The sequence below is a fragment of the Streptomyces sp. NPDC003248 genome, assembly GCF_055563235.1.
The window spans coordinates 265,730-285,545 of the sequence record NZ_JBVHDT010000006.1 but is presented as its reverse complement, the minus strand read 5'-3'; the positions used below and the strand labels follow the sequence as shown (position 1 = coordinate 285,545).

General features: G+C 74.3%; 20 protein-coding genes. 10 read left to right on the top strand and 10 right to left on the bottom strand.

The window, feature by feature from the left end; translation table 11 throughout:
• Positions 1–48: 48 nt before the first annotated feature.
• The 3 genes from ACZ3KJ_RS17365 to ACZ3KJ_RS17355 all read right to left on the bottom strand — a co-directional run bounded on the left by ACZ3KJ_RS17365 (position 49) and on the right by ACZ3KJ_RS17355 (position 2,694).
• Positions 49–1,074, bottom strand: a complete 1,026-nt coding sequence (locus ACZ3KJ_RS17365; RefSeq protein WP_467527793.1) for an expansin EXLX1 family cellulose-binding protein — start codon at positions 1,072–1,074, stop codon at positions 49–51.
• A 178-nt stretch (positions 1,075–1,252) separates the two neighbouring features.
• On the bottom strand, positions 1,253–1,918 hold the full coding sequence (locus ACZ3KJ_RS17360) for a pyridoxine/pyridoxamine 5'-phosphate oxidase (protein ID WP_467527791.1): 666 nt from the start codon (positions 1,916–1,918) through the stop codon (positions 1,253–1,255).
• Between the two features lie 152 nt (positions 1,919–2,070).
• The gene (locus tag ACZ3KJ_RS17355; protein ID WP_467527790.1) at positions 2,071–2,694 is read right to left on the bottom strand and encodes a LysE family translocator; all 624 of its coding nucleotides are present in this window, start codon (positions 2,692–2,694) and stop codon (positions 2,071–2,073) included.
• 82 nt (positions 2,695–2,776) lie between these two features.
• Here ACZ3KJ_RS17355 and ACZ3KJ_RS17350 point away from each other — a divergent pair, with 82 nt between their 5' ends.
• Complete coding sequence (locus ACZ3KJ_RS17350; protein WP_389521511.1) at positions 2,777–3,229, top strand: Lrp/AsnC family transcriptional regulator; 453 nt, start codon at positions 2,777–2,779, stop codon at positions 3,227–3,229.
• A gap of 204 nt (positions 3,230–3,433) precedes the next feature.
• Here the strand turns inward: ACZ3KJ_RS17350 and ACZ3KJ_RS17345 are convergent, their stop codons facing one another.
• Positions 3,434–4,069: a TetR family transcriptional regulator gene (locus ACZ3KJ_RS17345; protein ID WP_467528074.1), complete on the bottom strand. Its 636-nt coding sequence runs from the start codon at positions 4,067–4,069 to the stop codon at positions 3,434–3,436.
• A gap of 134 nt (positions 4,070–4,203) precedes the next feature.
• Between ACZ3KJ_RS17345 and kbpA the strand changes: the two genes are divergently transcribed.
• The 3 genes from kbpA to ACZ3KJ_RS17330 all read left to right on the top strand — a co-directional run bounded on the left by kbpA (position 4,204) and on the right by ACZ3KJ_RS17330 (position 8,315).
• Positions 4,204–4,938, top strand: a complete 735-nt coding sequence (gene kbpA / locus ACZ3KJ_RS17340; protein ID WP_467527788.1) for an AfsK-binding protein KbpA — start codon at positions 4,204–4,206, stop codon at positions 4,936–4,938.
• A gap of 294 nt (positions 4,939–5,232) precedes the next feature.
• Complete coding sequence (afsK, locus tag ACZ3KJ_RS17335) at positions 5,233–7,599, top strand: protein serine/threonine kinase AfsK (protein ID WP_467527786.1); 2,367 nt, start codon at positions 5,233–5,235, stop codon at positions 7,597–7,599.
• A 146-nt stretch (positions 7,600–7,745) separates the two neighbouring features.
• On the top strand, positions 7,746–8,315 hold the full coding sequence (locus ACZ3KJ_RS17330) for a hypothetical protein (protein WP_467527785.1): 570 nt from the start codon (positions 7,746–7,748) through the stop codon (positions 8,313–8,315).
• 114 nt (positions 8,316–8,429) lie between these two features.
• On the opposite strand, the gene ACZ3KJ_RS17325 is transcribed toward ACZ3KJ_RS17330, so the two are convergent.
• Positions 8,430–8,663: a hypothetical protein gene (locus ACZ3KJ_RS17325; protein WP_467527783.1), complete on the bottom strand. Its 234-nt coding sequence runs from the start codon at positions 8,661–8,663 to the stop codon at positions 8,430–8,432.
• Between the two features lie 266 nt (positions 8,664–8,929).
• Entirely contained in the window at positions 8,930–11,902 is a 2,973-nt protein-coding gene (gene afsR / locus ACZ3KJ_RS17320; protein WP_467527781.1) for an SARP-family global regulator AfsR, read from the bottom strand.
• 269 nt (positions 11,903–12,171) lie between these two features.
• Between afsR and ACZ3KJ_RS17315 the strand changes: the two genes are divergently transcribed.
• Together ACZ3KJ_RS17315 and ACZ3KJ_RS17310 are read left to right on the top strand one after the other, a co-directional pair.
• Positions 12,172–12,831, top strand: a complete 660-nt coding sequence (locus ACZ3KJ_RS17315) for a hypothetical protein (protein ID WP_467527779.1) — start codon at positions 12,172–12,174, stop codon at positions 12,829–12,831.
• 82 nt (positions 12,832–12,913) lie between these two features.
• Positions 12,914–13,726 (top strand): endonuclease/exonuclease/phosphatase family protein, encoded by an 813-nt coding sequence (locus tag ACZ3KJ_RS17310; RefSeq protein WP_467527777.1) that lies wholly within the window; start codon positions 12,914–12,916, stop codon positions 13,724–13,726.
• Here ACZ3KJ_RS17310 and ACZ3KJ_RS17305 read toward each other — a convergent pair.
• Entirely contained in the window at positions 13,716–14,015 is a 300-nt protein-coding gene (locus tag ACZ3KJ_RS17305) for a DUF397 domain-containing protein (RefSeq protein WP_467527776.1), read from the bottom strand. The two genes, ACZ3KJ_RS17310 and ACZ3KJ_RS17305, sit on opposite strands and share 11 nt — an antisense overlap.
• A 10-nt stretch (positions 14,016–14,025) precedes the next feature.
• Positions 14,026–14,877 carry a helix-turn-helix domain-containing protein gene (locus ACZ3KJ_RS17300; protein WP_467527774.1) on the bottom strand — a complete coding sequence of 284 codons (852 nt, stop codon included), beginning with the start codon at positions 14,875–14,877 and terminating at the stop codon, positions 14,026–14,028.
• Positions 14,878–15,048: 171 nt separating this feature from the next.
• On the opposite strand from ACZ3KJ_RS17300, the gene ACZ3KJ_RS17295 reads away from it, so the two are divergent.
• The 3 genes from ACZ3KJ_RS17295 to ACZ3KJ_RS17285 all read left to right on the top strand — a co-directional run bounded on the left by ACZ3KJ_RS17295 (position 15,049) and on the right by ACZ3KJ_RS17285 (position 16,114).
• Positions 15,049–15,486, top strand: coding sequence for an ATP-binding protein (locus ACZ3KJ_RS17295; RefSeq protein ID WP_467527772.1), 438 nt, complete (start codon positions 15,049–15,051; stop codon positions 15,484–15,486).
• 74 nt (positions 15,487–15,560) lie between these two features.
• Entirely contained in the window at positions 15,561–15,836 is a 276-nt protein-coding gene (locus ACZ3KJ_RS17290; RefSeq protein WP_467527770.1) for a hypothetical protein, read from the top strand.
• Positions 15,833–16,114 (top strand): hypothetical protein, encoded by a 282-nt coding sequence (locus ACZ3KJ_RS17285; protein ID WP_467527768.1) that lies wholly within the window; start codon positions 15,833–15,835, stop codon positions 16,112–16,114. Before ACZ3KJ_RS17290 ends, ACZ3KJ_RS17285 begins: the two co-directional genes overlap by 4 nt.
• 10 nt (positions 16,115–16,124) lie before the next feature.
• Here ACZ3KJ_RS17285 and ACZ3KJ_RS17280 read toward each other — a convergent pair whose 3' ends face one another.
• Positions 16,125–17,630, bottom strand: coding sequence for a CehA/McbA family metallohydrolase (locus ACZ3KJ_RS17280; RefSeq protein WP_467527766.1), 1,506 nt, complete (start codon positions 17,628–17,630; stop codon positions 16,125–16,127).
• 315 nt (positions 17,631–17,945) lie between these two features.
• On the opposite strand from ACZ3KJ_RS17280, the gene ACZ3KJ_RS17275 reads away from it, so the two are divergent.
• A complete protein-coding gene (locus ACZ3KJ_RS17275) occupies positions 17,946–18,800 on the top strand; it encodes an LLM class F420-dependent oxidoreductase (protein WP_467527764.1) in 855 nt (284 codons plus the stop codon).
• Between the two features lie 22 nt (positions 18,801–18,822).
• Here ACZ3KJ_RS17275 and ACZ3KJ_RS17270 read toward each other — a convergent pair whose 3' ends face one another.
• A complete protein-coding gene (locus tag ACZ3KJ_RS17270; RefSeq protein WP_467527762.1) occupies positions 18,823–19,491 on the bottom strand; it encodes a hypothetical protein in 669 nt (222 codons plus the stop codon).
• Positions 19,492–19,816: the final 325 nt, after the last annotated feature.

Genomic DNA, 19,816 nt, shown 5'->3' with positions numbered 1-19,816 from the left:
GGTTGGTCAGCGCCGGGCGATCACTGCCGGGTGGTCAGCGCCGGGCGATCAGTGCCGGGCGAACTGCACCCCGGTCTGCTGCACGGCTTCCTGGCGCAGGGCGATGCCGTCGACCGTCAGGCGTTCGCCGTAGATGTCGGTGAGGCGGAGCGCGCCGCCGCAGCCGGTGCCCTGCTCGGAGAGGAAGTAGTTGTACTCGGTGCGGGTCAGCGCGGTCCAGCCACTGCCCGTACGGACCTCCAGCCGGGCCAGCGGGTTGCGGTGGCCGAGGGCCTGGATGCCGCACCAGTAGCGGCTGGAGCCGGTCTTGTAGCGGACCGAGACCGGGTCGGAGCCGGCGGGGCTCAGCAGGCTCCAGGTGATCGCGACACGGCCGGCCGAGAGGGGGGCGAGTTCGGCGAAGGCCTGGGTGCTGAGGTCGAGCTGGCCGGGCCCGCAGGGCGCCGGGCACTCGTTGACGATCCGGACGGTGACGGACGCGCCGTCCGCCGTACGGACCAGGACATGGGCCCCGCACGCCTTGGACGTCTCGTAGTCGGCGGTGTTCATCGCCGCGACCATGAGGTCGTCGGCGGGACCGTACGAGCAGGCGCCGTCGCCGTCCCCGGCGGCGTAGGAGGTCGCGACGCCCTGGCGGACGACTCCGGGCCGTATCCGTCCCGCCAGCGGTGCGGTGGCGGACGGTGTGCGGGCGGCGCCCGCGGCCGTGGACCGTGCCGACGCGGTGGCCGGGGCCGCCGTCGGGGTGGCGGGTGAGGTGCTCCGGCCCGCCGACGGGCTCGGGGACGCGGGGGACGCCGTGGAGGGTGCCGGGACCGTCGTCGAAGCCGTCGGCGAGGCGGTGCCCCCGGCTCCCGCGACGGTTCCGGCCGCCGCCTCCCGGGCGCCGTCGGTTCCGTGGCCGGGGTGGAGGGCCACCACGAGGGCCACCACGAGCGTCACCGCCGCGACGGCCGCGCCAGCCGCGACGGCCGCCACGGCGCGGGCGGGGATGGGAGCGGGGCGCCGCGTGCGGGGGGAACGGCGGGTACGGCGGGTACGGCGGGTACGGCGGCGGTGCGAGGGGGATGCCACGGCTGAGTCCTTACGCGGTCCGGGAGAGCACGTCCGCCTCTCGGTCGCCGCCGGGGCCCGGAACGTTGCCGCGGGGAGGCCGCCGTCGCGAGGGTGGGCCGTCGGCGAGGGGCGGTCCGTCGTCATGCGGGGCGGGTCATCCGTTCGCCCCGCCCGTCTTCGCGGGGGCCCGGGCGCCCTACGGCCAGAGCAGCTCCGCGACCCAGTCCCCGGCGTCCCGCCGGTACCTCAGCCGTACGTGCCGTCGCCTCTCGTCGCCCTGGAAGAACTCCACCGTCTCCGGGCGCAGCCGGTACAGCGTCCAGGTCGGGGACGGGGTCGCCGGGTCCCGCCGGGCCCGTTCCCAGGCCGCCTCCGAGGCCCTCGCCAACTCCTCCACCGAGCCCAGGACCTCGCTCTGCCGCCCGGTCAGCGCGGCGGCCAGCGCCCCCGTCGACCGCATCCGCAGATCGGCTCGCGCCGCCTCCGCCGGGGCGACGCCGACCGGTCCGCGGACGCGGACCTGGCGGCCCAGCGTGGGCCAGTAGAAGGTGAGGGCGGCGTAGGCGCGGGCGGCGAGCTGGCGGCCCTTGTCGCTCGTCGCGTGGGTCGCGAAGGACCAGCCGTGCGCGTCGGCGCCGTGCAGCATCACGATCCGGGCGTCCGGCAGGCCGTCCTCGCCGGCGGTCGCGAGGGTCATCGTGTGCGGCTCGCGTTCGCCGGCCGCGGCGGCCTCGGCCAGCCACCGGGCGAACAGCGGCAGCGGCTCGGCGGGGGCCGCCGCCGGGTCGAACGGCCGCAGCTCGGTCACCTCCGGGTCCCACACCCGCAGCGACCTCAGCAGTTCGTGAAGATCCGTTCCCATGGCCCGAGTATCGCCCCGGGGAGGTCGCGGAGCGCCAAGACGGTCGCGGGGCGGTGGGGGTGGTTGCGCAGTGCCAGGGGGGTCGCGGGGCGCGAAGACGGTCGCGGGGCGGTCGCGGGGCGGTCGCGAGTGCCGGGGTGGTCATGGGCGGCTCACCCCCCGAGGGCCAGCCGTTGCACCAGCAGGAACGCCCCGATCCCCAGCATCGCCGCTCCCGACGTCCGGGTGACCGCGCGGGCCGCGGACGGGCGGGCGCCGAGCAGGGAGCGGGCCAGGACGCCGACCGCCAGGTAGACCGCGGCGCAGCACGCCATGTGGAGCAGGCCCAGGGCGGCGGTCTGCGCGGGGACCGGCAGGCGGGAGTCGCGGGTGACGAGGAACTGGGGGAGGACCGAGAGGTAGAGCAGCAGCCCCTTGGGGTTCAGGCCGCTGATCGCCGCCCCGCGCAGGAAGACCCGCCGTCGGCTCTCCTCGACCGCCTCCCCCGCCTCCGGCACCCCCGGCCGGCGCAGCACCCCCCAGCCCAGCCACACCAGGTACGCCGCGCCCGCCACCGTCAGCGCGGTGAGCAGCGCGGGCGAGCCGGCGACCAGGACCGCCAGGCCGGCCGCCGCCAGTGCCGTGTGCAGGGCGTAGCCGCTCACCAGGCCGCTCACCGCGGCGCCCACCGAGCGGCCGCGCAGTCCGGCGGAGATCGCGTACGCCCAGTCGGCGCCCGGCACGCACACCAGCAGCAGGTCCACGGCGAGGAAGGAGATCAGGGGTGCGGAGTCCATGCCGGGGAGGTTAGTCACGTTTTGGCCAAAGGTGTTCCCGAAGTTTTCACGGACACGGCTCCCCAGGGGGAAAATCTGCCTCATGGACGACGTGGACCGGAAAATCCTTGCCGAGCTCCAGCAGGACGGGCGGCTGACCGTGACCGAGCTGGCCGCGCGCGTGCGGCTGAGCGTCTCGCCGTGTCACCGGCGGTTGCGGGAATTGGAGCGGTCCGGCGCGATCAGCGGATACCGCGCGGTGGTGGAGCCCGCCGCCGTCGGGCTGACCTTCGAGGCGCTGGTCTTCGTCTCGATGCGGCAGGAGGACCGGGACACGGTCGCCGACTTCGAGCGGGCCGTCGGCGAGCTGGAGCACGTGCTCGACGCCCAGCGGCTGTTCGGTGAGCCGGACTACCTGCTGCGGGTGGCCACCGCCGACCTCGCCGCCTTCCAGCGGCTCTACGACGAGCGGCTGGCGACGCTGCCGGGGGTGCAGCGGCTGACGTCCACGCTGGTCATGAAGCACGTGGTGAAGGACCGCCCGCTGCCCGCGTGAACGCACGCCCGCCCGGGCGCCTTTCCCGCGGCAGGGGCCGGGAAGCGCGACAGCCCACCCGCCACGCGTCGGCCGCCGTACAACGCGACAGGCGGTGGTCACCCGGAGCGACCGGGTGACCACCGCCTGCCAGACAGGACTTGGGGCCTGGAAAGGCCTGGAAAAAAAAGAAAAAAAGGGGAAGCGGGAGCGCTGCCGCCGCGGCTACTTCGTCGGCTTCCTGCCGGTGATGCCCAGGTGCACCAACAGTGCCAGATTGGGCTTGATCTCGGCCTGCTTGACGCCCCCCGCCAGGTAGCCCTTCTGGTGCGAGGCCACCGCCGCGAGCATGGCGACCAGGGCCCCGGCGATCGCGGCCGGGTTGACGTCCTTGTCGACCCTGCCCTTGGACTGCAACTCGGCGACGGCGTCCGCGAGGGAGCTGTTCACCGAGTTCAGGATCTTCATGCGCAGTTTGTAGAAGCGTTTGTCGCCCTCGGCGGCGCCGAGCTCGACGACGCGCAGGATGGCGTCGTTCTTCTTCCAGAACTCCAGGAAGCCGTCGACGAGTTCCTGCGCGGTCTGCCAGCCGGCCTTGCCGACCCACGACCGGCCGCCGACCAGTCCGGTCAATTCGGCGCCCTCGGCGGCCATTTGCTCGGCGATCTCCAGGACGGCGCCCTCGACGTCCGGAAAGTACTGGTAGAAGGTCGCGGGCGAAGTGCCCGCCTTCCGGGCGACGTCGATGACCTTGACGTCCCGGTAAGGCGATGAGCTGAGCATGTCGCTGAGGCAGTCGAGCAACTTCTGCCGCGTCGCCTGCCCGCGCCGACCGGCCACACGGCCGTCGACGGTACGCACTTGTCCTGTCATGCCGTCAGCTTACCGAGGGGTGATCTGAGCGCGATTCGGCCGACTGCAAATGGGGTGCGAGGGGGCGCGGGCGAGGCTTTGCCTGGTCTGCGGGTTGCGGGAACCGCCGTTAGTTTGGCTGCATGGCCGAAAACAGGGCATCGGTGAGCGCACAGGGAGTGACGGAGGGCGTCCCCTGCTGGGTGGACGCGCAGCTCCCCGACGTGGACGCGGGGCGCCGGTTCTACGGCGAGCTTTTCGGATGGACGTTCGATTCGATGGACGGCGCCTCCGTGTGGGCCCGGCTGGACGGCGAGCCGGTCGCCGCGCTCGCCCCGAAGACGGACGGCCGGATGCCCACCGTCTGGACGGTGTATTTCGCCACCCCGGACGCGCAGGCCACGGCCCGCCGCATCCTGGCGGCCGGCGGGCAGCTCGTCACGGCGCCGTTCCCGGTCGGCGGCCTGGGCACCGCCGCCCTCGCCACCGACCCCGAGGGCGCGGTCTTCGGCCTCTGGCAGCCGGGCGGCCACCGGGGCTTCGGCGTCCGCCACCGGCCCGGCGCCTTCGCCTGGGCGCAGCTCTACGCCCGCGACACCGACACCGTGAACACCTTCTACGGCCACCTCTTCCACGACGCCCTGTTCGGCCCCGGAGCCGACCCCGACTTCGGCCGGGCGCCGGTCGCCGACGTCTTCCCGGAGGTCATGCCGCCCCACTTCCTCGTCCACTTCGGCGTGGAGGACTGCGAGGCGGCGCTCGGCACGGTGAGCCGGCTCGGCGGACGCGTACAGGCGGGCCCGTTCACCGCCTCCTATGGAACGGTGGCCGTCGTCACCGACAATCAGGGAGCGTCGTTCGCGCTGCTCCAGCGCTGAGCGGCGCCGCCGCCGGTGTCGTCGGCGTTGTCGTCGTCCGGTGTCGTCGTCCGGTGTCGTAGGCGGTGTCGTCGGCGGTGTCGTCGTCCGGTGCAAGCGTCGCGTTCGCCGGGACAACCGCGCTCTTTGCCGGTATATGAAAGGAGACACCCCGATTGTCCGCGGGTTCGCAACCGGTGGCCCGGCCAGGAAGAATCGGGGTGCGTGCCGCCATGGCGGTGCGGTGGTGAGACGCTGCACTTCGGTCGCGTACACATGTGGGTGGCGCGGCTCGTACGGGGAGGTGGCAGGCAAGTGGTGGATCAGCTGACGCAGCACGATCCGCGGCGGATCGGGCCGTTCGAGGTGCTGGGACGGCTGGGGGCCGGCGGCATGGGGCTGGTCTATCTGGCACGCTCGGCCTCGGGCCGGCGCGTGGCGATCAAGACGGTCCGCACCGAGCTCGCCGAGGACCAGCTCTTCCGCGTGCGCTTCACGCGCGAGGTGGAGGCGGCGCGGGCGGTCTCCGGCTTCTACACGGCCGCGGTCGTCGACGCCGACCCGCGGGCCGCCGTGCCCTGGCTGGCCACCGCGTACGTGCCCGCGCCCTCGCTCGAGGAGATAGTGAACGAGTGCGGGCCGCTCCCGGCCCAGGCGGTGCGCTGGCTGGCCGCGGGCGTCGCGGAGGCCCTCCAGTCCATCCACGGCGCCGGGCTCGTCCACCGCGACCTGAAGCCGTCCAACGTGCTGGTCGTCGAGGACGGCCCCCGGGTGATCGACTTCGGTATCGCCTCCGGTGTGTCGAACACCCGGCTGACGATGACGAACGTCGCCGTCGGCACCCCCGCCTACATGTCCCCGGAGCAGGCCAAGGACTCGCGCAGCGTCACCGGCGCCAGCGATGTGTTCTCCCTCGGCTCCACCCTGGTCTTCGCCGCCACCGGCCACCCCCCGTTCCACGGCGCCAACCCGGTCGAGACGGTCTTCATGCTGCTGCGCGAGGGCCCGGACCTGGCGGGCCTGCCCGACGAGCTGCGCCCGCTCATCGACTCCTGCATGCAGATGGAGGCCGCGGGCCGCCCCAGCCCCGCCGACCTCCAGGCCCAGCTCGCCCCCCACCTCTTCGGCTCCGGCTCCGACGACAGCGGTACGGCGTCGGCGTGGCTGCCCGAGAAGGCGGTCGCCCTCATCGAGACCCGCCGCGGCGGCCGCCCGCCCGCCAAGCCCGCCGCGCCCGCCGCGGGCCGCGGCGGCGGTGCCCCGGCGCCGGCCCGCCCGGCGGTACCGCCCCCGCCCTCGCACGACCCCGTCGTACCGGCGCCCGCGCCGGTCGCGGTCGGCGCCCCCGACACCGGCCCCGTACGGCTGGCCGGGGCGGCCGTCCCGATCGGCCCCGGCCCGGTCGTCGCCGACGTCCGCGCCACCGCCGCCGTCAAGGCGCCCGTGCCCGAGCCCGGTCTGGTCGCCTCCTGGTCCCGGCCGCGCCCCGGCGTCAACGGCGCCGACCAGACCACCGCCCCGGCCGCCCCGCCGGCGCCCCCGGAGAACCCGCCCGGCTGGCGGCCCTGGCGGTTCCGCATGTCGAACGACGTCTGGGGCACCCCGGCCGTCGACGGCGACCTCGTCTACGTCACCTCCTTCGAGGTGCACGCCCTCGACGTGGCCACCGGCCGCCGCCGCTTCAAGACGCGGGACGTGGCCTGGTCGATGGCGGTCGCGGACGGCCGCGTCCACGCCTCCGACGGCCCGACCCTCTTCGCGCTGGACGCCCGCGAGGGCACCGACCTGTGGCGGCTGCCCACGGACGCCTGGGTGTACTGCCTCAGGGCCGAGCGGGGCACGGTCGTCACCGGCACCCGCGGCGGCGGCGTCCAGGCCTGGGAGGCCTCCACCGGCCAGAAGCTGTGGGAGGTCACCGGCTGCCAGGCCGACTTCGAGTCCCCGGAGGCCGGTCCCGCCCTCCACGACGGCACGGTCTACGTCTGGCAGGACGCCCGGCTGCGCGCCCTGGACGCCCGCACGGGCGAGGAGCGCTGGTCGTACCCGATCGGCGACGCGGCCTCCTGCGGCGGCGTCCCCGTCCGTGTCACCTCCGCGCCCGACGGCTACGCCTACGTCTCCGCCGGCACCCGTGTGCTCGCCGTGGACGTGGCGAGCGGCATGGTGCGCTGGCACTTCGAGGCCCCGGCGGTCTTCCTCTCCCCGCCCGCCTTCGTGCCCGGCCCCGCCGTCACGGGCGGCGGCGTCTACCTCGCCGACTACCTCGGCACGGTCTACGCCCTCGACGCCGCCGACGGCCGCGACCGCTGGCGCATCGCCACCGAGGCCCGCACCTCGGTCGACCCGGTGCTGGTCGCCGCGGGCCACGTCCACGTCGGCAGCGGCAAGGGCCTCTACACCCTGGACGCGGTCACGGGCACGCCCAAGTGGCGTTTCCAGGCGGGCGGCGACATCGTGGGCGCGCCCGCGGTCGCCGAGGGCCGTATCCACTTCGGCTCCACCGACCACCTGCTGTACACCCTGAAGGCCGACGACGGCCGGCTCCGCTGGAAGCTGGCGACCGGCGGCGAGATCACCGGCTCCCCGGTGGTCCGGGACGGGGTGGTGTACGCGTGCAGCAAGGACCGGTGCGTGTACGCGCTGGACGCGGAGAAGGGGACGGGGACGGCCCGCACGGCGTGACACCGCGGGCGGGCCACGTGGGTGCGGCGTGCGTCCGCCGGCCTCGCGCCCGCCCCGGTGCGGTGGGCTCGCCGGGTGTCCGCCGGGCACCCGCCGGTCGACCCCTGGTGACATGACCGTGACAGAAGTTGCCTAAAGTGGCGATCATGAATCAACGGGGACACGCACGACGACGCGGGCTCAGGCTCACCGCGGTGGCCGCGCTGGTGGTGCTGGCGCTGACCGGTTTCTCCACCGGACGCGGTCACGGCAGCAGCAGCCACGGTGACTCGGACGGCGGCGGGGGCGGGTGCAGCAGCTCCGGCCAGGACCACGACGACTCGTCGTCGAGCAGCGGTGGAACGACGTCGTCCGGTTCGAGCGGCTACCGCGACTACGACAAGGACGACGAGGACGACGACACCGCCGACACGGGCGGCTCCGGCTCCTCCTCGGTGACCACCTCCGAGCCGGCCACGGTGGAACTGGTGAGCTGTGCGACGGCGGACCAGCCGTACGCCACCGTCGAGGTCACCAACCCGAACGACGTGACGCACGACTTCGCGCTCAACGTGTACTTCCTGGACGCGAACGCATCGATGCTCGACGCCGCCCAGCCGACCGTGACCGTGCCGGCGCACGGCACGAAGAGCGTCCGGGTCGCGTTCGACGCCGACGCGGCGGGCGAGACCCCCGACCACTGCGAGACCGAACCGACCGCCCAGCCGGAGGCCTGACCGGCTGACCGGCCGCCCGACCGGAGACCGGGCCCACGGACTCCGGACACACGTCGGCCGCGGCGGCTCCCCTCCGCGCCGCCGCGGCCGATACCCGTTCCGGTGAGGTCCGGGTCAGACCGGCTCGCCCGTGGCGTGGATGTTCTCCGTGCCGGTCTCGGTGGTCTCCGGGGTCTTGGCGGTCGCCGCGGGCTCGGCGGGCTCGGCGGGCTCCGCGGTCACGGCGGCCGCCTCGACCGGGTTCGCGGCGACGAGCGGCTCGCTCGTCGCGTGGATGTTCTTCGTCTCCACGGCCGTGGCCGCGGCGTCCGTGGCGTGGATGTTCTCGGTGCCGATGGTGTCGCTCATGGCGAGTGCCTCCCCTGACAGTTCGGGTGCCCTGAAATGATCACCTGTCCGGCGGCTCCCCCGCGGGCCGCCGGACAGGTGGTGGTGACCGCTCACCGTAGTGCAACGGCCCAGGTCGCCCCGTCTGCCCCCCGACGCGACGGAACGACACGACGAGCCTGCCGGGCGGCGATAAACGAACGATGAACGTCCGGCCGGGTGCCCCGCCCTCACCGCACGCGGGGCCGTGTCACGGCCTCACCGCACGCGGGGCCGTGTCGCCGCGCTCACGCCATGGCGAGCGGCTTCAGCAGGGCGCGGACGGAGTCGGCCTCGGGCGCTCCCAGCGCCTCGAACGACTCCAGGGCCTCGCGCCAGCACACCTGGGCCCGCCCGGGCTGCCCGATGCCGCTCAGGGCGTGGCCGAGGACGAGCAGCACGTTGGCCCGGCGCCAGTCGCCGCCGATGCCGCGCAGGACGGTGAGGGCGGTCTCGGCGCTCGACGCGGCCTGCGCCGGACGTCCCGCGGCGAGGTCGACCTCCGCCAGCCGGAACAGGGACATGCCCTCCCACAGGCGCTGGCGGCTGTCCCGGAACACCTTCAGCGCCTCGTGCAGGCGCGCGGCCGCCTCACCCAGTCTGCCGTGCTGGGTGAGGGCGAGACCCAGTGCGTACCGCCCGTTGGCGCCCTTGAGGGCGTGCCCCATGGCGTCGTACATCTCCGTGCCCTGCCGCGCCAGGGACACCGCGCTGTCGGTCCGGCCGGTGGCGAGGTGGATGCGGGAGAGGTTGCACAGGGCGCTCGCCTCACCGGGGCGGTCGTCGCAGGCGCGGAAGCTCTCGATCGCGTGCGTGAGGTGGGCCTCGCCGTCGTCGTGGCGGCTCCGGTAGAGCGCGATCACGCCGAGGACGTTGGACGACCAGCAACTGGCCAGCGGGTCGGTGGCGGCGCTGGTCAGCTCGCGGGCGCGGGACGCCTCCTCGTCGGCCAGGTCGAACCGGCCGGTGACGCTGTGGGCGTAGGCGAGCGTGATCAGCGCCCGGGCCTCCGCGCGCGGGTCCCCGCCCTCCCGCGCCGCCTCGCGCAGGGCCGAGGCGACCCCCTCGTACGCCTTGGAGTTGGTGCCGGACTCGGCCAGGTCGACGGCCGCCCACAGCGCGTCGACCGCCCGCCCGAGCAGTCCCGACGCCGCGGACTGGCGGACACAGGCCAGCAGCGACACCGCTTCCGCGTACAGCCAGTCCTGCGCCCGGTGCCGGTCCTGGAAGGTCAGGCCCGGGTACACCGGCGTCGCCAGGTGATCCACCAGCCGGTCCCCGGGACGTTCGATCGCGTAGACGCCCGCCGCCGTCGCCAGATAGAAGTCCAGCAGCCGGGACAGGGCCGCCTCCCGCTCGCTCGGCGGCCACTCGTCGCGTTCCGCGCACGCGCGCGCGTAGAGCCGGACCAGGTCGTGGAAGCGGTACCGGCCCGGGGCCGCGGACTCCAGCAGGGAGGTGTCGACCAGGGACTCCAGCAGGTCCTCGGTGTCCTCCGGCGGCAGGTCCAGTACGGCCGCGGCGGCGGCCAGGGAGATGTCGGGGCCGTCCGCCAGGCCCAGCAGGCGGAAGGCGCGCGCCTGGGCGGGCTCCAGCTGGCTGTAGCCGAGCTCGAAGGTCGCCTTCACGGCCAGGTCGCCCGCCTGGAGCTCGTCCAGGCGCCGGCGTTCGTCGCCGAGCTTCGCCGCCAGGACCGACACCGTCCAGGTGCGGCGGGCGGCGAGCCGGGAGGCGGCGATGCGGATGGCGAGCGGGAGGAAACCGCAGGCCGCCACCACGTCGAGGGCCGCCTCCCGTTCCGCCGCCACCCGCTCCTCGCCCACGATCCGGGTGAACAGCTGCAACGCCTCGTCCGGGGACATCACGTCCAGGTCGACCGGGTGCGCCCCGGCCAGGTCCACCATCCGCACCCGGGACGTGACCAGCGCCGCGCACCCCGCCGTCCCGGGCAGCAGCGGACGTACCTGCGCGGCGTCCTTCGCGTTGTCCAGCAGCACCAGGACCCGTCTGCCGTCCAGCACCGAGCGGTACAGGGCCGCCCGCTCCTCCAGGGAGTCCGGGATGGCCGAGTCCGCGGTGCCCAGGGCGCGCAGGAAGGAGCCGAGGACCGTCTCGGGTTCCGCCGGCCGGGCGCCCGCGCCCTGGAGGTCGACGTACAGCTGCCCGTCCGGGAAGGCCGTGCGGGCCTGGTGGGCCACGTGCACCGCCAGGGTCGTCTTGCCGACGCCCCCGATGCCGGCCAGCGCCGACACGGCCATCACCCGGCCGGTGTCCCCGCCGTCGCCCGACGCCCCGGCCAGCACCTCGCTGAGCTCGGTCACGAAGGACGCGCGACCGGTGAAGTCCGGGACCGTCGCGGGCAGTTGTGCCGGGCGTGCCGGGGTGGACTGCGCCTCCGCCGCCGGCGCCGACGGTTCCGCGAGGTCCGGGTCGGCCTGGAGGATCCGGCGCTGGAGGTCGCGCAGCCCCGGCCGCGGATCCACCCCCAGCTCCTCCGCCAGCAGCCGCCGGGTGTCCGCGTACACCGCCAGCGCCTCCGCCTGCCGGCCGCTGCGGTACAGCGCCAGCATCAGCAGCTCGCGGAACCGCTCGCGCAGCGGGTGCGCCGCCGTGAGCGCGGTCAGCTCGGAGACCGCCTCCGCGTGGCAGCCCTGCTCCAGGTCCATCTCCAGGCGCGTCTCCAGGAGTTGCAGCCGCCACTCCTCCAGCCGGACGCGCTGCGCCTCCGCGTACGGGCCGGGCACGCCCGCCAGCGCCTCGCCGTCCCACAGCGCCAGCGCCCGGTTCAGCACCTGCCGGGCGTGGTCCAGGTCGCCGGCGGCCCGCGCCTTCTCGGCCTCGGCCGCGCACTCCTGCGCCACCGCCAGGTCCAGGACGCCCTCCCCGAGCCCGCGCACCGCGTACCCGCCCGACTCGCTCACCAGCACGCCCGGGTCCAGCACCTTCCGCAGCCGGGAGGCGTACGTCCGCACCGCCGCCAGCGCCTGCGACGGGGGGTCCTCGCCCCACAGCGCGTCGATCAGTTCGGCGGCCGTCGCCGTACGGCCCTCGCGCAGCAACAGGGCGGCGAGCAGGGCGCGTTGCTGGGGGGACCCGGTGGCCAGCGGCTCCTCGCCGCGCCGGGCGCGCACCGGGCCGAGCACGTCGAAGCGCAACGCCGCCGGCTTCTCGGAGAAGCCGGGACGCCTCTGCTCCGGCACGCGCGGTACACGGTCGTCCATCGGGGTCTCCCTAGGCGTCATGACCAACGGGGGTCAGTTTGCCCTGTCCGTGCGGGAACCGTCAGCCGTGCGAGACGCCGATCACAAGGCGGCACGCGGGAGACACACACCGCGCACACGCTCTGCGCACACATGCGGTGAGCGGTGGGCGCGCGCGGGGAGGGCGGAACCCCGCGGGACGGGCCCGGAGTGGCCGTCCCGTCACCTGCCGTGCACGATGTACCAGGACAAAAGGTGCAGTCAGTCATCTTGTGAAGGGATCCTGCGGCATGAGCGCCGACACGTCGGACGGGAAGAGACCACCGCGACGAGCCAGGGCCCGCGCCCGGGGGGCCGCCACCGCGTTCGCCGGGCTGGCCCTGGGCTGCGCGGGAGCGGTGGCGCTCGTCTCGTGCGGTACGGGCGGCGGCGACGGCGGCGGCGCCACGTTCACCCCGACGCCCACGGGGGCCGACACCGTCTCCTTCTCCGGCGCGGTCCCCTCCGCGCTCGCCTCGCTCGGCGCGTCCGTCAAGGAGTCCGCCCGCGCGGCGGCCTCGGCCGCGGCCTCCTCGGCCTCCGCGCGGGCCTCGGAGTTCGAGGCGTCGGTGTCGGCGGAGGTCGCCCGCGCCAACGCCGCCGCCCAGCGTGAACTGAAGGACGTCGCGGGCAAGGGCAACGCCACCGCCGACGTGTCGCTCACCGGCAAGCCGCGCTCCGAGACGGGCGGCCTCCTCGCCGTCGTCGTGAACATCACCAACAGCACGGACGACGCCGCCTCCTACGCCGTCCAGGTCGACTTCCGCGACTCCGACGGCAAGGTCGTCGAGACCCGTTACGTCGGCGCCGAGAACCTCGGACCCGGCGACCGGGCCCACCCCCTCGCCATCAGCCGCAAACCCCCCGAGCCGCAGCTGACCGCCGTCGTCGCCAAGGCCCAGCGCTACTGATACCCCACGCCTCATTCACCGCGCGGACACCGGCCGTTGCTTCAATGGCGGCCGATGTGCGAGACGAAGGCGAGTGGTGGGCATGCGGGTCGTGACCTGGAACCTGTGGTGGCGCTTCGGGCCCTGGGAGGACCGGCAGAAGGCGATCCTCACCACCCTGCGCGACCTGCGCCCCGACGTCGTGGGCCTCCAGGAGGTGTGGGCCGCCGACGGCGAGAACCTCGCCGCGTGGCTCGCCGGCGAGCTGGGCCTGCACTGGGCCTGGGCCCCGTCCCACGCCCCCGAGCGCTGGCGGCGGCGGATAGGGGGCGCGCCGGTGGACATCGGCAACGCGGTGCTGAGCCGGTGGCCGGTGGCGGAGACGGCGGTCCTCCCGCTGCCCGCCCCCGCCGACCTGGACGACGGCCGCCCGGCCCTCTACGCCCGGCTGGCCGCCCCCGCCCACGACGTCCCCTTCTTCACCGCCCACCTCAGCTCACAGCTCCACGCCTCGGCCGTCCGCCGCCACCAGGTCACCGCCCTCGCCGAGTTCGTCGCCCGCCACCGCGGCTCCACCCCCTTCCCGCCGATCGTCACCGGCGACTTCAACGCCCGGCCCGACTCCGACGAGATCCGCCTCTTCGGCGGCCACCTGACGGCACCGGTGGTGCCGGGCCAGGTCTTCCTCGACGCCTGGGAGTACGCCGACCCGGCCGCCCCCTGGGCCACCTGGGACGCCGCCAACCCGTACGTCGCGCGCGGCGGCTCACCGAGCGCCCGCATCGACTACGTCCACGTCGGCGCCGTCCCCGGCACGCCGGGCCGGGTACGGGCGGTGCGGCGGGCGGGCGACGGTCCCGTCGACGGGGTGTGGCCGTCGGACCACGCGGCGGTCGTCGCCGACCTCACCGACTGACCGAGGCGAGCAGCGCCGCGAAGGCGGCGGGGGTGGCGGAGAGGACGGCGCCGGCGGGGTCGGCGGACTCGGTGAGGTGGATGGTGGCGGGGGAGGGGGCGTGGGCGGCGGATATGTGGACGCAGGCCTCGCCCTCCTGGCAGTGGGACGACTTCTGGGCCGTGGCGGCGACATGGACACAGGCCTCGCCTTGGGCGCAGTAGGACGACTTCTGAGCTCTTGCGGCGACGTGGACGCAGGATTCGCCTTGGGCGCAATAGGACGATTTCTGCCATGCGTAGGTGGTCATGTCGGTCCTCTCAGAACTCGGTGACCAAGTGGCGGATGAAGTCACGGGTTCTCTCCGGGGAGAGCGCAACGGCCTCCATACGTTGGAGGAGACTCCGGTAAGTCTCCAACTGGGCCTCGGCGTCGACCAGAGCGGGTCCGTGCGACTGGTCCAGCGAGACCGTGTCGAGCCGATGGACGGGGCCGTGGATGTAAAGGAGCGTCTGTCCCGAACCCGGGTAGGCGCCGATGGTGAAGGGGATGACCTGGATCGTCACGTTGTCTCGCTCGCTCTGGACCAGCAAGTGCTGCAACTGCCGCTTGGCCACCGCCGGTCCACCCACAGGCACCCGGAGTGCAGCCTCATGGATGATCGCCTGGTACGGCACCGGGTCATCAAGGTCCAGGAGGGCCTGACGCTGGAGTCGGTGGTTCACCCGGTGTTCGATGTCGCGCCGACTGAACTCTGGCACCGCCAACTCGTAGATCGCGCGGGCGTGGTCGGCGAGCTGCAGTAGGCCAGGAACGTGAGCCGTGTTGGCCGCCTGCAGCCGGACCGCGTGGTGCTCGATCTCGGCCAGGTCGAGCAGCCCTGCGGGGAGTACCTCCCTGAACGTCTCCCACCAGCCGCCTTTCCGGTCGGTGGCCAGCTCGACGAGGCCGTCGATATAGGCGGTGTCGGAGCAGCGGTAGATACGTGCCAGGGCTCGCAAGCGGTCGGGACTCACGCCGAACCGACTGGCCTCGATGTTGCTGAGCTGGGCCTGGCTGACGCCAAGTTGACGGGCGCCTTCCGTGACAGACAGGCCCGCGCGCTCCCGAAGCCTCCGCAGCTCTGCACCGAGTCGGAGGCGGCGAGCACTCGTGGGGGTCTTGGGAGCCATGGACCAACTCTCCTCAGGCCATTCGCGTTCGTGTCACCCACACGAGCGAAAACCTCACGTGATTGCCTTTATGGGAAATGTATTAGGTGGCCGACCGCTAGCTTAATCAGCAGGCGTCCCGCCCGGAACACCAGGCACTCGTCCAACTCCCCTCAGTGACCGGAGACTTCCATGGCCACCGTATCCCCGTCCTGGAACTACACCCTGCACCTTCCCCGCGATCCACGCGCACCGGGTGTCGCACGAGGTGCCCTCCGCCTCATCCTGGCCGCTCATGAGGTGGGCGAGCTGACCGCGACCGCGGAGCTGCTCGCGGCCGAGTTGCTCACCAACTCGCACAGCCACACCGAGGGTCCGTACGCCCTGCGGGTCCTGTCGCCGCGGCCGGGGCGCGTCCGGGTGGCGGTGTGGGACACCGACCCCCGCGTCCCGCCCGGCTTCTCGGACGACAAGGCGGCCCCGGCCCCGCTCGACGCGGAGGGCGGCCGGGGCCTGCACCTGGTGCGGGCCTGCGCGGACGAGGTGGGCGTGTCGGTGCTGCGGCACCTGGGCGCGTCCAGGTGCGGAAAGCTGCTGTGGGCGGACTGCGGGGGTGGGCGGACGTGGTGAGCACGCGGTGCCCGTCCTGGCCGGGCGTAGCCATACTGGAAGGCGGAGCCACGTCCGTTCAGCAGGAGCAGACCATGAGCGCACAGCCCGAGCACGGCGGGGGAGCGATGCCCCTCCCGGCGATCCGCACGGTGGACGACCTGCGCAGCGCGCTCAGCCGCTACGGCTTCCCGGGCGACCGGGAGCGCTTCGAGGAGGAGCTGGCGGCCGCCATAGGAGCCTCGCCGACCAACGACTTCGAGGGCGCTACGGCGGTCGTCCGGGCCTACCGGCACCGGATCCTGATCAGGAACTCGCCCGAGATCATGGCCGCCCTGGAGGACGCGCGGGCCGAAGGCGGCGGTACGTGAACGGAGTCCCGCTGGAGGAGGCCGAGCCCGCGAGGAAGGCGTTCGGTGACCTGACGGAGGGGGAGCGGGAGGCGGTCCGCGAAGCGCTCACGGCGATCGGGCGCGACCCGGCGGTGGGCCGTGAGATCCCCGGCTGGCGGCCGCCGTCCGTGGAGTACACGTACACCACTCCTCTCGCCCGTGACTCGGCCGAGGCGATCACGGTCGTGTACACGCACACCCCGGGCATGGGAGTGACGGTCGTCTACTACTTCCGGGACCCGCAGGTGGTGGGCTGACCCGCCCCGGTCACCGCCCCAGGAACACCGGATTGGTGAACGCCGCCAACGCCCCCGGCAGGGGCCCCGCCGCCACCTCGTGGCGTACCTCGGCCCGTACGTACGCCGCGTACGCGGCCGTCGTGCGCCACTCCACGGCCCCGGAGCCGGCCACCGGCAGCGGGTCGCCGGTGAGCAGGACGCCCTGGTCGGTGATGAGGCGGACCGTGCAGCGGGGGGCGCCGGTCACCTCCAGGCGGACGGTCACCGGGGTGTCCGGGGCGACGGCCAGGCGTTCGCCGAGGCCCGCGTGTTCGCCCCGGGCGCCGGTCGCGGTGAGGGTCAGCGACAGCCTGGCGGACTCGGCGACGTAGGACCGCCCGGCGCGGATGCCGTCCTGGATCGCGCGGCGGGTGAGGTCCTCGGCCCACACCACCGTCTGGGGCAGGCCGACCACGTCCGGGTCGCGGTGCGCGTCGCTGCTGCCCAGGGCCGGGATCCAGTCCCGCCGGCCCTCCCGCACCCCGGCCACCAGCATCGCGTCCCAGTCGGCCAGGGCGACCTCGTCGTCGGGCGTCCAGGGGCCGTTCCACACCTCGACCGCGTCGGCGTCCCCGAAGCCGAACTTCCAGGAGCAGCCGACGCAGGTGGCGTGCGGGTGGGCCGGGACGACCAGGCCGCCCGCCCGCCGGATCCGCCGCGCGAACCGGCCGAAGCGGTTGTCCCGTGCCCGGTACCGCCAGTCGACGAAGGTCCCGGGGTCCGTCCCGACGGCCAGCACGTGGCCGTTCCGCGTCGTGACCTCCTCGCCGAGCAGGACCAGCAGGTCGTCCCCGGCCACGTCGGCCCAGTGGCCGTGCCCGGCGTGCGTGTTGTGCTCCGAGGTGTTGACGAAGTCCAGGCCGGCCGCGCGCGCCAGCGCCCCGATCTCGGCGGGCGTGCGGCGGCCGTCGGAGTACCAGGAGTGCAGGTGGCAGTCGCCCCGGTACCAGGCCCCGCCCCGCCCGCGCGCCCGCTCCGGCGGGTACACCGGCGCGGGGGCCTCCCCCGGTTCGCCGTACGTGAGGGTGATCGTCAGCTCGTACGCCAGCCCCTGCGGCGCCACCGTGTACGGGCCGAGGGCGATGTGCCAGGTGCCCGGCCGCACCGGACCGGCGACGTACCCCGGCGTCGCCTCGTCCGCCCGCAGGAAGAACTCGGTGCGGGCGCCCCCGGACCAGCCCCGGAAGCCCTCCCCGCCCAGCTCGGTGCCGCGTTCGTCGAAGACGCCGATGTCGAGCGCGTTGCCGGGGGTGCCGGCGGGGACGGAGGGGCGGTCGTAGGCGTACGCGACCCTGAGCTCCCGGACGCCCGGCGGGACCTCCACGGGCACGTACACGAAGTCCGGCGACCCGGTGGGCAGGGTGCCCCGGACGGTCCTCGTCTCCGGCTCCCGGCCGGACGCCGCCGCGAAGCTCACGCCTCCCACCGTAAGCGCGGCGGCGGAGCCCGTCACGAACAGTGCGCGTCTTCCGATTCCCTGGGCGTCGTCACACATGTCCGGCAGTGTGGCGGCCGGGGGTGAACTCCCGTGGAAGCACGGGGGATCCGCGGGCGGCGGAATGTCATGAGCACGGAATGCAGGACCCGTCACGGCGCGGATGCCGACCGGTCGGTATCGACAGGCGGCGTCCAGGGCGGTACAGATGACCGCAGACACCGCCAAGGGACGCCCCCCGTGCACCCACCAGGTTCACCCGTGTACCGAGGAACACCCGTGCACCTGCGGGCACCCACACCGTCCACCCGCCCGACCCCGCTCCCCAGCCGCGCCGCCCGACCGCGCCGTCCACCCGCGTACGAAAGGCCCCCCATGCGCATCGCCGTCACGATCTTCCTCACCGACGAGACGATCACCCCCACCCGCCTCGCCCGTGAGCTGGAGCGGCGCGGCTTCGCCGGCCTCTACCTGCCCGAGCACACGCACATCCCGGTGGAGCGCACCACGCCCTACCCCGGCGGCGGCGAGCTGCCGCGCGAGTACGGCCGCACCCTCGACCCGTTCGTCGCCCTCGGCCAGGCGGCGGCCGTCACCGAACACCTCGGCCTCGGCACCGGCATCACCCTCGTCGCCCAGCACGACCCGATCGACCTGGCCAAGCAGGTCGCGACCGTGGACCACCTCTCCGGCGGCCGCCTCACCCTCGGCGTCGGCTTCGGCTGGAATGTGGAGGAGGCCGCCGACCACGGCGTGCAGTGGCGCACCCGGCGCGAGCTGGTACGGGAGCGCATGGCCCTGATGCGCGCCCTGTGGAGCGAGGAACCCACCGCCTACGAGGGCGAGTTCGGCGGCGTGCGGGCCAGCACCGCCCATCCCAAGCCCGTCCGGAAGCCGCGCGGCCCCGTCACCGGCCCGCGCACCCTCGTCGGCGGCGCCGCCGGGCCCCGGCTCTTCTCCGACATCTGCGCGTACGCCGACGGCTGGCTGCCCATCGGCGGGCGCGGCCTGACCGAGTCACTGCCCGCCCTGCGTGCCGCCTGGGCCGACGCCGGCCGCGACCCGTCCGCCCTCCAGGTCGTCCCCTACGCCGTCCACCCGAGCCCCGGCAAGCTCGCGCACTTCGCGGACCTCGGCATCGAGGAGACCGTCGTACAACTGCCCCCGGCGGGGGAGGCGGAGGTGCTGCGGGCCCTGGACGGGTACGCGCCGTACCTCCAGCAGTCCTGACCCGCCGGCGGACCGGACCCGCCTACGCCGACGGCCCGAAGGCGGGCGGCGTCAGCTCGGCTTCGGCGGGCTGCTCCTCGCCCGCCCGCCACCCGGGGTCCACGGCGCAGGGCGTGGAGGCGCCGCCGGTGAAGTAGCCGCGGTCCGCGTACCAGTGGAAGGACACCCGCTCCTCGCCGTCCGCGCGCGAGGCGAACAGGTCCCACTGGCCGCCGGACACGTTCTCCCGGTACGAGGAGATCTCCCAGCCGGTGTCCTCCAGGTGCCGGTGCAGCCGGCGCAGGCCGGGGACCGCCTGCTCGGCGGGCACGTCGTCGAGCGCCCAGCCGTGGCTGACGCGGTAGGCGCCGTCGACCGTCTCGTCGGTCACCCCGCCCGCGTGGCAGTAGTCCGCGGCGAGGGTGTTCTCGGGGGAGACCCCCGGGTCCTCGACGCCGGGCTCGACGGTACGCGTGAACCCGAGGACGTCGTACGCCTCCTGGGAGCGGTCCACCGCACGGCCCGCCATCTCCTCGGGTGCGACGCGGGGGAAGTCCGACGCGTCCTTCGTCACCACGGCGAGCCGGACGACCAGGGCGAGGACGATCAGCAGCGGCACGGCGACGAGCGCCGCGCAGCCCATCCCGACGGCTCGCGCGACGGTGGTGCGGGTCGGGGCGGGGGCGGGGGCGGCGGTGATCTCCTCGGGCATGCGGGGACCGTAGAACGGCTGGGGCGCGCGGCGTATCGGTGCGACAGCGCACGGGGGGTGGGCACGCGTACTCAGACCCACCGCTCCGGGAGAACCCGGAGGACCCGGAGGACCCGGAGGACCCGGAGGACCCGGAGGACCCGGAGGACCCGGAGACCGGAGAACCCGGAGGACCCGGAGACCCCGGAGACCGGAGAACCCGGAGGAACCGGAGACCGGAGAACCCGGAGGGCCCGGAGAACCCGGCCGGCCCGGAGATCCCGGGAGCCCCGCCCCTCCCGCCGGACCCACGCCCGCGAACGCCCGGAAAACGTGATCGTATGCT